Source organism: Ectopseudomonas toyotomiensis, from assembly GCF_900115695.1.
Taxonomy (GTDB): domain Bacteria; phylum Pseudomonadota; class Gammaproteobacteria; order Pseudomonadales; family Pseudomonadaceae; genus Aquipseudomonas; species Aquipseudomonas toyotomiensis.
This window is the reverse complement of sequence record NZ_FOXK01000008.1, coordinates 153,230-166,463: the sequence shown is the minus strand read 5'-3', so window position 1 is coordinate 166,463 and position 13,234 is coordinate 153,230. Positions and strand designations below refer to the sequence as shown.

Annotated in this window: 15 protein-coding genes; 5 read left to right on the top strand and 10 right to left on the bottom strand. The window is 63.6% G+C overall.

Going from position 1 to position 13,234, the window contains the following annotated elements:
- Positions 1-69: 69 nt before the first annotated feature.
- The 5 genes from BM186_RS17575 to BM186_RS17555 form a co-directional block, all read right to left on the bottom strand.
- Positions 70-249 carry a hypothetical protein gene (locus tag BM186_RS17575; RefSeq protein WP_074916995.1) on the bottom strand — a complete coding sequence of 60 codons (180 nt, stop codon included), beginning with the start codon at positions 247-249 and terminating at the stop codon, positions 70-72.
- A 53-nt stretch (positions 250-302) separates the two neighbouring features.
- The gene (locus BM186_RS17570) at positions 303-1,670 is read right to left on the bottom strand and encodes an ammonium transporter (RefSeq protein WP_074916993.1); all 1,368 of its coding nucleotides are present in this window, start codon (positions 1,668-1,670) and stop codon (positions 303-305) included.
- Between the two features lie 244 nt (positions 1,671-1,914).
- A complete protein-coding gene (locus BM186_RS27105; protein WP_074916991.1) occupies positions 1,915-2,901 on the bottom strand; it encodes a methyl-accepting chemotaxis protein in 987 nt (328 codons plus the stop codon).
- Positions 2,902-3,035: 134 nt separating this feature from the next.
- Positions 3,036-5,381 carry a trimethylamine N-oxide demethylase gene (locus tag BM186_RS17560; RefSeq protein WP_074916989.1) on the bottom strand — a complete coding sequence of 782 codons (2,346 nt, stop codon included), beginning with the start codon at positions 5,379-5,381 and terminating at the stop codon, positions 3,036-3,038.
- Positions 5,382-5,461: 80 nt separating this feature from the next.
- Entirely contained in the window at positions 5,462-6,832 is a 1,371-nt protein-coding gene (locus tag BM186_RS17555; RefSeq protein ID WP_074916987.1) for an NAD(P)-binding domain-containing protein, read from the bottom strand.
- A 296-nt stretch (positions 6,833-7,128) separates the two neighbouring features.
- On the opposite strand from BM186_RS17555, the gene BM186_RS17550 reads away from it, so the two are divergent.
- From BM186_RS17550 to BM186_RS17530, 5 genes are all read left to right on the top strand, one after another.
- On the top strand, positions 7,129-8,220 hold the full coding sequence (locus BM186_RS17550) for a sensor histidine kinase (protein ID WP_074916986.1): 1,092 nt from the start codon (positions 7,129-7,131) through the stop codon (positions 8,218-8,220).
- A complete protein-coding gene (locus BM186_RS17545; RefSeq protein WP_074916984.1) occupies positions 8,217-8,882 on the top strand; it encodes a response regulator in 666 nt (221 codons plus the stop codon). Before BM186_RS17550 ends, BM186_RS17545 begins: the two co-directional genes overlap by 4 nt.
- Positions 8,879-9,673 (top strand): PAS domain-containing protein, encoded by a 795-nt coding sequence (locus BM186_RS17540; RefSeq protein WP_079783098.1) that lies wholly within the window; start codon positions 8,879-8,881, stop codon positions 9,671-9,673. The genes BM186_RS17545 and BM186_RS17540 overlap by 4 nt, the downstream gene beginning before the upstream one ends.
- 62 nt (positions 9,674-9,735) lie before the next feature.
- Positions 9,736-10,446 carry an AzlC family ABC transporter permease gene (locus tag BM186_RS17535; protein WP_072425816.1) on the top strand — a complete coding sequence of 237 codons (711 nt, stop codon included), beginning with the start codon at positions 9,736-9,738 and terminating at the stop codon, positions 10,444-10,446.
- Entirely contained in the window at positions 10,446-10,775 is a 330-nt protein-coding gene (locus tag BM186_RS17530; RefSeq protein WP_074916982.1) for an AzlD domain-containing protein, read from the top strand. The genes BM186_RS17535 and BM186_RS17530 overlap by 1 nt, the downstream gene beginning before the upstream one ends.
- 62 nt (positions 10,776-10,837) lie before the next feature.
- Here the strand turns inward: BM186_RS17530 and BM186_RS17525 are convergent, their stop codons facing one another.
- The 5 genes from BM186_RS17525 to folE all read right to left on the bottom strand — a co-directional run bounded on the left by BM186_RS17525 (position 10,838) and on the right by folE (position 13,218).
- A complete protein-coding gene (locus BM186_RS17525) occupies positions 10,838-11,425 on the bottom strand; it encodes a putative glycolipid-binding domain-containing protein (RefSeq protein WP_074916980.1) in 588 nt (195 codons plus the stop codon).
- Positions 11,426-11,589: 164 nt separating this feature from the next.
- Positions 11,590-11,931 carry a HopJ type III effector protein gene (locus BM186_RS17520; RefSeq protein ID WP_072425814.1) on the bottom strand — a complete coding sequence of 114 codons (342 nt, stop codon included), beginning with the start codon at positions 11,929-11,931 and terminating at the stop codon, positions 11,590-11,592.
- A complete protein-coding gene (locus BM186_RS17515) occupies positions 11,928-12,221 on the bottom strand; it encodes a DUF1244 domain-containing protein (RefSeq protein WP_072425813.1) in 294 nt (97 codons plus the stop codon). The genes BM186_RS17520 and BM186_RS17515 overlap by 4 nt, the downstream gene beginning before the upstream one ends.
- A 65-nt stretch (positions 12,222-12,286) precedes the next feature.
- Entirely contained in the window at positions 12,287-12,658 is a 372-nt protein-coding gene (gene folX / locus BM186_RS17510) for a dihydroneopterin triphosphate 2'-epimerase (RefSeq protein WP_003462464.1), read from the bottom strand.
- Positions 12,658-13,218, bottom strand: a complete 561-nt coding sequence (gene folE, locus BM186_RS17505) for a GTP cyclohydrolase I FolE (RefSeq protein WP_074916978.1) — start codon at positions 13,216-13,218, stop codon at positions 12,658-12,660. The genes folX and folE overlap by 1 nt, the downstream gene beginning before the upstream one ends.
- Between the last annotated feature and the right edge of the window lie 16 nt (positions 13,219-13,234).

Here is a 13,234-nt window from a genome sequence, read left to right as displayed (position 1 = left end):
CGGGGAGGTTAACGCATCCGCCGCATGGGCGAAGAGAAGGGCCGGCGGCGAGCGCCGCCGGCCAGGGCCTTACTTGAGTTTGGGCAGCTTGTCATCCGGCAGGGCGTAGCTGTGCTTCTCGTGGATCATGGTAGCGATCAGCGCGTAGAGGCTGACGCCGGCCACCAGCAGGCTGATGAAGATCAGGATGGCGGGCTTGTCGGCGAAGGTGAACACGGCGCTGGCGCCTTCAAAAGTAGTGATGCTCATGGCGATGCTCCTTGGGTTTGGCCCGTCACCCCATGGCGCGGGCCGTTTGCTGATCAGGCCGGCTTGGTTTCACCCACCAACGGGGCGGGTTCGGAGCCGCCGACGCTGGTGCTGTTGCCGTACATCGAACTCCATTCCGGGTAGGCTTGCGCCGGTACTTCGGTCAGGTCCAGGCCACGCTCTTCGGCATGCGGCGGAACACGCAGCAGACCAGCCTTGTTCAGCGCATAGGAGATGACGTAACCCGGGATGAAGCCCAGTGCCGCCATGACCAGGGCGCCGCCCAGCTGACCGAAGAAACTGATCGGCGCCATGCCGTTCATGTTCGGGTAGCCGGCGAGGAAGATGCCGCTGATCACCAGGCCGGCGAAGCCACCAAAGCCGTGCACGGCGAATGCACCGACGGCGTCGTCGAGCTTGAACTTGAGCAGCAGGTTGTTGACCAGTGGCGCGGTCGCGGCGACACCCATGCCGATCAGGTAGGCCAGGCCGGGGTGGTAGAGGTCCAGGCCGGGGGCGACCGAGATGATCCCCACCAGACCGCCGGACATCATCCAGAACGGCTCGCGAGTGGTCAGGTAGGCTCCGATCAGGCCGCCGGCGAAGCCCATCAGGGTATTGAAGGCGAAGGCCGAGAGGTTGGTTGGCTGGCCGTAGATGTTGATCCACTGGGCGCCGGAGTTGTAGATGATGCAGCCGCCGAGGAAGCCGAAGAAACCGACGATGATCAGCATCAGGCCGACCACGCTCATCGGCATGCTGTGACCGACGATGGCATTGGCACTGCCGTCTTCGTTGAAGCGGCCGATGCGCGCGCCCAGGTTCATGACCACGGCCAGGGCGAAGAAACCGGCGATCATGTGTACCACGCCCGCTGCGCCGACGTCATGGTAGCCCCACTTGACGGTCAGCCAGCCCTCCGGGTGCCAGCCCCACGCAGCGGCCAGCAGCCAGAGGAAGCCACCGAGGACGATGGTGAGGATGATGAACGCGCTCATGCGCGCACGTTCGATGATCGCTCCCGACATGATCGAGCCGGTGGTGGCGGCGAACATGGCGAAGGCGGCCCAGAAGATGCCGGTGGCGTTGTCCTGAATGTTCGGCCCCATGGCATCGCTCCACGGCATGCCGGCGAGGAAGGCGTCCATGCGCGGTACCAGGCCGTCCGGGAAGGCGTTGTACACGGCCCAGCCGAGCAGGAACACACTGGGCACGATGAAGCCGAAGGCGAGGATGTTCTTCACCCCGGCGGCCAGGGCATTCTTCAGGCGCGACGCACCGATCTCGTAGGACAGGAAGCCTGCGTGGATGCAGATCATCAGCGCGATACACCACCAGTAGAATATTTCCATATTCAGGGTGTTGGTCATCTCTATCAGAGCCTGCAGCTCCTCCAGAGTGGGTGTCTTTTGCTCTTCCATCAATCAATCCTCGATGCTGTTCTTAGAAGGTTCGTCGGTATTGGCAGTGGAACTGAAGGTGTGGCGCCCTGAGTGGTAATTTATCTGTAGTTATAAAAAGTTCTTTTAATGAATAAGCAATGGCTGTGCCAGAAGTCTCCTGCCTATTAAGGTCCGCAGACTGCGGTAACGCTGAAACTTCTGGTTGCAAAGTGCCCTGTTTGTGTTCATCTGCCTGAGGGGGCGCCTGAAAATGGGTCGCGACTCAGGTGTTCTTCTGCAACATGCCCTGGATCTGCTGCACCGATTCCTGGGTCCGCCGCGCCAGGTTGCGCACCTCGTCGGCGACCACCGCGAAACCGCGTCCCTGTTCCCCAGCGCGTGCGGCTTCGATGGCCGCGTTCAAGGCCAGCAGGTTGGTCTGCTCGGCGATACCCTTGATCACCCCGGCGACCTGAGCGATCTGCCCGTAGGTGGCCTGGATGCTGGCCTGCTCGCGCTCCTGCAGGCTGGCGGCGGCCTTCTCATCGGTGATCTCGCGCACCGCACCGGTGACGTAGAGCAGTTTGCCCTGGGCATCGCGCAGGCAGCGGCCGCGCTCGCGGTACCAGAGTTCGCCGCGGGTCTTGTGGCGCATGCGGTACTCGACGGCGTAGAAGCCATCGCCGCTCTTGTCCACCATGGAGGCGTTGAAGGCGGTCATTACCGCTTTCAGATCATCCGCGTTGACCACCTGGAAATAGCTGTCCCAGCCATCGGGGAATTCGGCGCGGCTGTAGCCGATCAGCTCGCGGAACTGCTCGGACCAGCGGATCAGGTTCTGCGGGTGATCTGGGTCGCCGCCCACCACGTTCATCGCCCAGCAGCCCTCGGTCAGGGTGCGCTTGGTCAGCTCCCAGACCTGGCGTTCCTCTTCCCATTGGGCGCGCTCGGCGGCGACGTCCTGGTTCTGCGCGTGACTGGCGCGCAGCTCATCTTCTAGCAGAGCGCATTGCTGCTCGGCCTGGGCCAGGCGCTGCTGCAGGGCGGCGTATTCGCTTGTGCTGCAGGGCGGTGGTGGCTGCTGTTCGCTGTGCTGGCGGATGCGCTGCAGTTCCTCCCAGTCGCGTTGCAAGCGCTCCAGGCTGCCGAGCAACTGCGGCTGTTGCTGCAGATGCGTGCGCTCGCCTGCAGGCTGGCGTTGGCTAAGCAGGTGTTCGAGCCACTGATTGAGTTCACTGGCCAGGTTTCGAGTCGTATTGCTGAACCACATCGGCCGATCCTCCTCGGGGTCGTTGAGTGCTGCCCTCCTGATTGGCAGCCGCTACCCGGTTCCCTAGCAATTCTCTTTCCAAGAGCAGCGTCCGAACTGCGTGTGTCAGTCCGGAGGGTGGCGGCACGCTGGTGTCAGGCCCTGACTCGGCTTTTGTCCGGGTCATAGGCCACTGTGCTGGCGGCGACGGTGGCGCCGATGCGTTTCTGCTGGCCGTCGAGCTTGCCGATTTCCACGCGGGTGCCGGGCGCGCAGTAGTCCACCGCCAGACGGCACAGTGCGATGTTCTTGCCCAGCATCGGTGAGCGCGTGGCACTGGTGATCACCCCGACCTGGGCGCGGCCGACGTGCACGCAGTCGCCATGGGCGGCCGGCTCGTTACCCTCCAGCTCCAGGCCGACCAACTGCTGCATCGGGTGCTCCTTGCGTCGCTGCAGGGCGTCGCGTCCGATGAAGTCGTCCTGCTTGCCCTTCAGCGGCACGCAGAAACCGATGCCGGCCTCGAACGGATCGGTCTGGTCGTTGAATTCGTAGCCGGCGAAGATCAGGCCCGCCTCGATGCGCAGCATGTCCAGCGCATGCAGGCCGAGCGGCGCCAGGCCCAGTGGTTCGCCGAGCTGCCAGAGGCGCTGCCAGATCGTTATCGCATCGCTCGGGTGGCACCAGATTTCAAAGCCCAGCTCGCCGGTGTAGCCGGTGCGCGAGACCATCAGCGGCGCGCCGTCGTAGTCGTCCAGGCGGCCGATGAGAAATCGGAACCAGCCCAGTTCCTCCAGCTTCGGCTGGGTGCCTGGCGTCCAGATCATCTGCCTGAGAAGCTCGCGGCTCAGCGGGCCCTGCACGGCGATGTTGTGGATCTGCTCGGAAGCGGACTTGATCCACACCTTCATGCCCAGTTTCTCGGCCTGCTGGCGCAGCCAGTCGCCGCCAAAGTCCTCGCCGCCGATCCAGCGGAAGGCATCCGCGCCGAGGCGCAACAGCGTGCCGTCGTCGAGCATGCCGCCGTGCTCATAGCACATGGCGCTGTATACCACCTGGCCGACCGCCAGCTTGCGCACGTCGCGGGTCAGGCAATGGTTGAGCAGGGCCTCGGCGTCCGGGCCGAGCACCTCGAACTTGCGCAGCGCGGACAGATCCATCACCGCCACCCGTTCGCGGCAGGCGTGGTATTCGGCAAGCGTGCCGTAACCGTCGAACTGAGTGGGCGTCCACCAGCCGCGATAATCGACGAACTGGCGGGTGAGGGCGGATGTACCCGGGTGGAATCCGCTTTCGCGGGTCAGCACCGGGTCGGCGTCGGGCGTCTTGCGGTTGGCCATGGCGATACTTAAGCGCTCCTTGTCGGCATACACGCGGATATGGATGTCGGTCGGCTGCCAGCCGTTGGCCGGGTCGATGTCGTCCGGGCAGGAACTGCTGGCGCAGACCAGCTCGCGCTGGGCGCGCAGCAGTACGTAGTCGCCGGGGCTCGACCAGGGCTCATCCAGCGTAAGCTGCTGGTGTGCGTCGATCCCGGTGTTGAAGAAGAAGTTGATCGCCGGCCAGCCGCGACGGCCCTGCACACCATGGGCGGCGAGGGCGCGGCTGAGGTTGTCGCTGCAGTTGGCGTGGCCGAAATAGCCTTGTGCCTCGTAGTAGCGCGCGGTGCAGGCCAGGGCGAAGGTGTCGTGGCGGCCAACGGTGTCGCGCACCACTTCCAGCATCGGTTGCAGGTCGCGGTCGAAGAAGCGGCTGAACAGACCGGGGCCGGGGTAGGCGTTGCCGTTGAGGGTGCGGGTGACGGTGGGGTCGAGGTCGATCTCGCAGCCGGCATCCAGGCCACGGCGGTCGAAGGCTACGAAGTCCGAGCACTGGCGGCCGGCGACGTCGATCACCTGGATGTACTGACCAGCTGCGACCACATAGTCGCGCGCCGTGCCTGGGGCGATGGTGAATTCGTCGACCAGCTCGCCGAGGGGCGCGGGCAGCGCCGGAACCAGCAGGCTCGACGGGTTGGCGCGCTGAATGATCAGGCGCAGTTCGCTGGCGCGCTGCTGGCTGTCCACCGCCACCTGGCCACCGGGTGCCGCGACGATTACCAGCAGCGGCGCGCTGGCGCTCAGGCTGCGACTGAAGCCTGCAGGAGTGTCCGTGTGCCAGAGGCGCGCGGCCACGGGCAGGTGGCGGCAATCCACATGGCGTTTACCCAGGCCGCTGGCGACCTGTTGCGATTCGCGGCTGCCATCGCTCAGCAGGCACGCGATGAAATCGGCGCCAGGGCTGCTCTGCAGGCCGAGGGCGGCGAGTGCCTCGCGGCCCGTCTCGTCGAAGGCCAGCAGCTCGGCAAGCTGGTCGCCCTCGATATCGATCACTTCGAGATGGTCGCCCGGCTCCAGGGCGATCACCGTCAGGCCGCCTGGGGCGACGCGGTGGCGCTCCAGGCCGGGGGCGCGGGCGAACAGCGCCGGCTCGTATGGCCGGGAAATCACGGGCATCTGCATGCAAGGCACCTTGGTTCTTATGATTGCTGCCGGTGCGCACGGCGCACCCTACGGGGTGTGCGCACGGTGGCGTAGGGCGGTCAGCCCACGGCCTTGATGGCTGTCTGCGGCGAATCGGCCAGGTAGGCCTCGAGGGAGTCGTCCAGCGCCTCCAGCCAGGGTGTGTGATGCGGCGTGGCCAGGGTGCCGGTCATCAGCGAGCGGTGGCACTTGTTGCGGTAGCCCATGATGTCCTCGTACTTGTCGTGCTTCCACTCGAGAAAGGTCTGGTTCACCGCGGCGATGTCGAAGCTGGGGTAGTCGGTGGCGTCGATCAGGGTCTGGATGTACTTGCCCTGGAACTCGAACATTTCCTGTGCGTTCTTCAGCGTCAGTTCTTCCTCGCGCCAGGCCAGGTCTTCGGCGTGCATGGCGGCGTGGTCGGGCAGGGCGATACGGCCGAGGATCACGTCGCGGGCATACCAGGCCTGGGCGTCGAACATGTTGAAGCTGTACCACTGATCCTGCATGCCGAGGTAGATCAGTTTCGGGTTGTCCTCCCAGAACACGCCCTTGTACAGATTCAGCGGCCACAGGCGGTTGTCGGTCTTGAGCCGCAGGTTCTCGGCCAGGAAGGGGAAATGGTGCTTGTAACCGGTGCACAGGACGATGGCGTCGACGTGCTTGCTGGTGCCGTCGGCGAAGAACGCCGTGCTGCCTTTGACGTGGGTCAGCAGCGGTTTCTCCTCCCAGTTCTCCGGCCACTTGTAGCCCATCGGCGCGCTGCGATAGCAACTGATGATCGAGCGGGCGCCGTACTTGTAGCATTGCGAGCCGATGTCCTCGGCCGAGTAGCTGGAACCGACGATCAGCACGTCCTTGCCCTTGAATTCCAGGGCGTCGCGGAAGTCGTGGGCATGCAGCACACGCCCGGCGAAGCTCTCGAAACCCTCGAAATAGGGGACGTTGGGCGTGGAGAAGTGGCCGCTGGCGACCACCACGTAGTCGAAGCGATCGGTGCTGGTGAGGTCGCGGTCGTAGCTGTGCACGGTGACCTCGAACTGGCCGCTGACCGCATCGAAGGTTACCCCGCGTACGGCGGTATTGAACTGGATGTACTTGCGCACGCCAGCCTTCTCGACGCGGCCCTTGATGTAATCCCACAGCACTTCGCGCGGCGGGTAGGAGCCCATCGGCCGGCCGAAATGTTCGTCGAAGGTGTAGTCGGCAAACTCCAGGCATTCCTTCGGGCCGTTCGACCACAGATAGCGGTACATGCTGCCGTGTACCGGTTCGCCGTGCTCGTCGAGGCCGGTGCGCCAGGTGTAGTTCCACATGCCACCCCAGTCGCTCTGCTTTTCAAAGCAGACCAGCTCGGGAATCTCCGCCCCCTTGGCGGCGGCGGACTGGAAGGCGCGGAGCTGTGCCAGACCACAGGGGCCGGCTCCGATGATGGCTATGCGAGTGGTCATGGAAGTCTCCCGGGTGAGCTTGTTAATGACTTTAAGGAATTAAAATTTCCTTGTGAGAAATACCTTACGGGCTTGGCTTGCCACTGCAATTCACTCGTTGGTGATACCTCCTTCGGGGTAAGGGTGAACCGCGGTTTGCACCGTCGCAGGGCGCTCAGGCCACATGCTGGTGCGCGAGGGTTTCTGAAATTATTTCTCTTGAGGAAAATTTATTTCTTATCAGTGCGCTCCGGTGGTGAGCCGGCGAGGCATGGAACTTGCTGAAGCAAGCAGCAGTTAGCCGTCCCGGAGGCCGGATGATTCAGTTGCTGCTGCGCACCCTGCTGGTCCAGCGACAGTCCCGTCAGGCTGCGCCGCCGTCCTATCGGCAGGCCTTGCTGGAGCTGCCGCTGCGTCTGTTGCAACAGGGTGGCGAGGCACCTTTGCTGGACTTGCTGCCGCTGCTGGCACAGGCGCTGGAAGCCAAGCAGGCCTGTTTGCTGCTGCCGGCAGGCACGGGGCCGGGCTGGCGCAGAGTGGGTGAGGCCTCGGGCGATGCGGGATGCGTCGGGCATGTAGCGCAGCTACCTGCTGCGGGGGTGGTGCAACTCTGTCGTGTTTGCCTGGAGCGTGGGCATTTTCAAGCGCTTTGCGGGCTGCAGCATGAAGAAGGGCGTAGCGCGCTGTTGCTGATGAGTTTTGCCAGTTGCCCCGGCGCCTGGCAGCGCAACCAGCTGCGCGATATCGCCCGGCGACTGGGTGAGGTGCTGCAAGCGTTCGCCGAAGATCGCCGCTTGCGTCGCCGTGAGCTGAGCGCCGAGCGCGGCATGCTGGCCCGCGAGCTGCACGACTCGGTGGCCCAGCAGCTCGGCTATCTGCAGATTCGCGCTGCGCGGCTGCAGAGCGTTCTTGGCGATGCCCGGCAGGCCGACGTGATGCTGGAGGATCTGCGCGACACCCTGCGTGGTCTGCATCGCCAAGTCCGCGAGCTGATCAGCAGCGCGCGCCTGACCATGGACGGCCGCACCCTGCGCCAGGCTTTGGAGGCTTCGGTGGCCGAGTTCGCCCGCAGCAGCAGTTGCGTGTTCAGCCTGGACAACAGGTTGCCCGGCAACGATCTGCCCGGGGATAGCGAACTGCAGGTGCTGCAGATCGTGCGTGAGGCCCTGGCCAACGTGGTGCGCCACTCTCACGCACGGCAGGTGCATATCCGTCTCTGGCCGACCGGCAACGGTTTTGAGGTCGAAGTGCGCGACGACGGCATCGGTCTGCCGTCCGACCTGCCCGACTGCGGTCACTTCGGCCTGAGCATCATGCGCGAACGCGCCGCTGCCATCGACGCAGAACTGTTAATCGCGCCTGTGGACGGCGGCGGCACGCGGGTGCACCTGCGCTGGAGCCGGCCATGACTGCGCTGTTCAATCTCCTGCTGATCGATGACCATCCCTTGTTGCGCCGTGGCCTGGCAGAGTTGTTCGAGTCCAGCGGTGAGTTCCGCGTTGTCGGTAGCGTCTCCAGCGGGGCTGCAGGCATCGATCTGGCGCGTGAGTTGAGCCCCGATGTGGTGATACTGGATCTGCACATGCCGGGCATCGATGGGATGGCTACGCTGGAGTGGTTCAAGCGTGACCTGCCGGAGGTGAACGTGGTGGTGCTGACCGCCTCTGCGGCGCGCGAGGATGTGCTGGCAGCGTTGCGCGCAGGCGCCGATGGCTATCTGCTCAAGGACAGCGAGCCGGAGGCACTGCTGGCGGCGGTAAGTGCCTGTGCCCATGGCCAGGCACGGCTCGCCCCGGCGCTTTCGCTGCTGCTCGCCAGCAATCTGCGCGAGCGGGACAGGGGCCTTGGCAGCGAGCACGTGGGGCTCACCGAACGCGAGCGGCAGACTCTGGCTCTGATCGCCGAGGGCTTCAGCAACAAGCTGATCGCACGCCAGCTGGGTATCAGCGACGGTACGGTGAAAGTCTACGTCAAGCATCTGTTGAGCAAGCTCAACCTGCGTTCGCGCCTGGAGTTGGCGGCCTGGGCGCATCGAGGTGGTTTGTCCGAGAGCAATGGAGCGCGTCGATGAGCTGGTGGAGACGGTTACTCGATGCATTGAGTGGCGACCGCAGGTCGGTGGATTTCGACGTGCTGCCGATCGCGCTTATCCATCTGGATGACGCCGGGGAGATGCGTCAGGCCAACCGCGGCTGGGAGCAACTTAGCGGTCATCGGTTGCGTGATTGTCTTCACGTCGACCATCGCGAGTTTCTCCATATCGAGGATCGTCCCGTCTGGCAGCAGGCGCTGCGCAGCCTGGCCGAGGGCGCTGGGTTCTGGGTCGGCAACCTGCGTTATCTCCATCGCCGGGCAGAGCTGCGCTGGGTCGAGGTGCGTCTGGTGCGGCATAGGGACGGCTTCGTCGCCAGTCTGGCGGACATCAGTGCACAGATGCCCGAGCATCAGCAGTTGCAGGCGCGCCACCGCAGCCTGAGCAACCTGCTCGATGGCCTGCCCCTGATGGTCTATCGCTGCCGCAACAACCGTAGCTGGAGCATGGAGTACGTCAGCGCAGGCTGTCTGGAGCTGACCGGTTACCCGGCTCAGCGTCTCGTCGATAGCCATTGCCTGACGTTCAATGGTCTGATCCATCCAGACGATCGGGAGCGGGTCTGGCACGGGGTTCAGCAAGCCCTGCGCGAGTCGCGCCCGTTCGCCTTCGACTATCGCCTGTTGTGCGCCGACGGCAGCGAGAAATGGGTCAGCGAGCGTGGCCGGGGCATCTACTCGGATCTCGGCGACTTGCTGGGGCTCGAAGGGGTGGTGATGGAACGAGGTGTTGAGCCGACAATGCCTGAGGAGCTGGTTGTGGGATTCTGAGCAAGAACGTTCAAGACCTGTCTGGGGCTGCTTGGTTAAGCTGGTCGGCCCAAGGAGGTTCCATGTCCCGTCATCACGAATTCACCCAGGGCGCCCGCGATATGCTGCCGATGCTGCTCGGCGCCATTCCCTTCGGCATCATCTTCGGCAGCCTGGCAGGCGCTGCCGGGCTCGATCCCTGGCAGACGCAGGGTATGTCCTTGCTGGTATTCGCTGGTTCGGCGCAGTTCATCGCCATCAGTCTGTTGACCGGCGGCGCCGGTATTGCCGTGGTGTTGCTGACCACTTTCGTGGTCAACCTGCGCCATGCACTGTATAGCGCCAGCCTGCAGCCATACGTGCGTCATCTGCCCAAGCGCTGGCGCGTGCCGTTGGCCTTCTGGCTCACCGATGAGGCCTATGCGGTGGTGGTGCAGCGCTACGCGCGTGGTGACAAGGGCGCCTACCGCCATTGGTACTTTCTCGGCGCGGCCCTGGCCATGTACTGCAACTGGCAGCTGTGCACGCTGGTCGGCGTGCTGTTCGGTCAGGCGGTGCCGAACATCGGTGAGTGGGGGCTGGATTTCGCCATGCTGGCGACGTTCATCGGCATCGTCGTGCCCATGTTGCGCAATCAGCCGCAAGTGGCGGCCGCCCTGGTTGCTGGTGCCGTGGCGCTGCTGTGCCATGCCTTGCCCTACAAGCTTGGGCTGATGGCTGCGGCGGCCAGTGGCATCGTCGTCGGCGTGTGGTTGGAGCGGCGTAATCCGGCGTTGCAGGAGGAGTCGATCTGATGGATATCTGGTTGCTGATTCTGGGCATGCTGGCGATCACCTTCATCACCCGCTACAGCCTGTTCGCGTTCCCTGATCTGCGTTTTCCGCCATTGATCAGGCAGGGGCTGCATTACGTGCCGACTGCGGTACTGACGGCCATTGTCGTGCCGGGTATGCTCATACCGGATGGGCAGAGCTGGGCGCTGAACTGGAACAACGCCTACCTGCTGGCGGGCCTGGCCGCCATTGCCATTGCCGCTTTGACGCGGCACTTGCTGGCGACCATCGGCGGTGGATTGCTGGTGTTCTTCCTGCTGCGCTGGGCGTTCGGGCAACTGCCTATCTGAGTGGCGCGAAGCTGGCAAGGTGCGTATGGCGCACCTTGCCCAGGTAGACCGTTGCAAGGCCGCTATACCAGCGCGCTGACCTTCAGATCGCGCTGGCTCAAGCGCAGGTACTGTTGGTCAGCCTTGAGCAGCAGCGCTTGGTCGTCGACGCTCAGTTCTTCCTGAGCATGACCTTCGGCCTGGCTGCGGTAGAGGCTTTCACCGGGGCGGCGGCGCAAGCATTGGTAGCGCTGCTGACGTGGTTCCACCTTGAAGCTGAGCATGTCGATATAGGCGACCTGCATCTCATCACTCTGCCCGGTCTCCAGCGCACTGCGTTGCAGGGCTGGGGTGTGGGTGAATGGCGAGGCCGAGAGCATGACATGTTGGCATTGCTGTAGATCAGGGCGTGGTTCGCCGTTGAGCAGCCAGTTGCCGCGCAGATCGCGCTGTAGACAGAGGTTGCGCTGGCCGTGGTTATCGACCTTGAGCCAGAGGCGGCGAAAGCGCCAGCGCGGATCGCAATCGATCATGTAGTTGGCAACGATACTGTTGCCCTTGATGGCCTGCATGAGGTGGCTGGTGGCTTGGATGCCATTGGCATCCTGACTCAGACGCAAGGTTTCCACGCCGGGGGTGCACCAGGGTTTCCATACCAGGGTTTGCTGCATCGGTCGACTCCATGCCGAGCGCGAAACAGGAGGGAAGGGCGGCCACTGGGCGCAGAACACGTTCCCTCGTGTTCCATGTTTGTTGTGGTGCGCAGCATAAAGCGACAGCGATGTGATGTCTGTCAGCTTTTGCTGACAGTTGTGCAGGTTTTTGCGCTATAGATTCAGGCTTTCGGCTTCAGCGGTTGCTGTTCGAACTTCACGCCGTCCAGGCCATGCACCATCAGCGCGCGGATGTTGCCGTGGTCGCTGCCTTGCGGCGTGGCCAGCACGCTGCGGTAGTGCTCGCCGAAGGCACGCAGCGCTTCGTCCTTGCTCAAGCCTTCCAACAGGGCCAGGCCCAGAGTCTTGCAGGAGCCTTCGTTCTGTCCGGCCGCGTTCTCCAGGTCACCGTTACGGAAAGCGCTGGGCTGATAGTCGTAGTGCGCTGCAACGAAGGCCAGGGTTTCACTGAAGGCGTAGTCATCCTGCTGCAGACGGCTGCGCAGGGTATTCAGAGCGGTCATTCAGGCTTTCCTTTGGCAAATGCGGCTTTCTGCTCGGCCGAGGCTTCTTTCTGATATTTGGCTTTCCAGTCGGCATAGGGCATGCCGTACACGGTCTCGCGAGCCTGGTCGGCGCTGACCTCGACACCGAGGTCGTCGGCAGCGGCCTTGTACCATTTGGACAGGCAGTTGCGGCAGAAACCGGCCAGGTTCATCAACTCGATGTTCTGCACGTCAGGACGGCTGCGCAGGTGCTGCACCAGTGCGCGGAAGGCTGCAGCTTCCAGTTCGAGGCGTTCTTGCTCGGTCATGGTGGGCTCTCCGGGGATAGATGGCGGCGATGATAAGAGCCTTGCCGGAGAGCGACAAGCCGCTGTCAGCGATGACCGGCGAGGGTGATGGATACCGACTCGGCGAAACGCAGGGCGTGCGGTTTGTCCACTTCCACTTCGGCATAACGCACGGCCTGATGGGTCATCACCAGGTCGAGGATTTCCTGGGTCAGGCGTTCGAGCAGGGCGAAGCGATTGCCTTCGACATGGGCGATGATCGCCTTGGTGATGGTGCGGTAGTTCAGCGCATGCTCGATATCGTTGACCTCTACCGCATCGACGGCGGGGTAGAGGATGGTCAGGTTGATCAACACGTCCTGCTTGTTGTTGATCTCTTCTTCCTTGATGCCGATGTAGGTGCGCAGGCGCAGGTCCTTGACGCGGATGCGCGCCATTCCAGGTTCCAGTCGCGGCATTAGTTGTTCCGTCCGATCAATTGCAGGAATTCGTGGCGAGTGTTGCAGGACTGGCGGAAGGCGCCAAGCATCACCGAGCTGCTCATCACCGAATTCTGCTTCTCCACGCCACGCATCATCATGCACATGTGCTTGGCCTCGATCACCACCGCCACGCCGGCGGCGTTGGTCACGCGCTGGATCGCATCGGCGATTTGCTTGGTGAGGTTCTCCTGGATCTGCAGGCGCCGCGCGTACATGTCGACGATGCGCGCCACCTTGGACAGCCCGAGCACCTTGCCGGTGGGGATGTAGGCGACATGCGCCTTGCCGATGAAGGGCAGCAGGTGGTGTTCGCACAGCGAGTACAGCTCGATGTCCTTGACGATCACCATCTCATCATTGTCGGATTCGAACAGCGCACCGTTGACGATCTCGTCCAGCGACTGCTGGTAGCCATGACACAGATACTGCATGGCCTTGGCCGCGCGTTTGGGGGTGTCGAGCAGGCCCTCGCGCTCTGGGTTTTCACCGAGGCCTACGAGGATCTCGCGGTATTGCTGGGAAAGAGGTTGGCTCATGGCAGTGTCCTGAGCA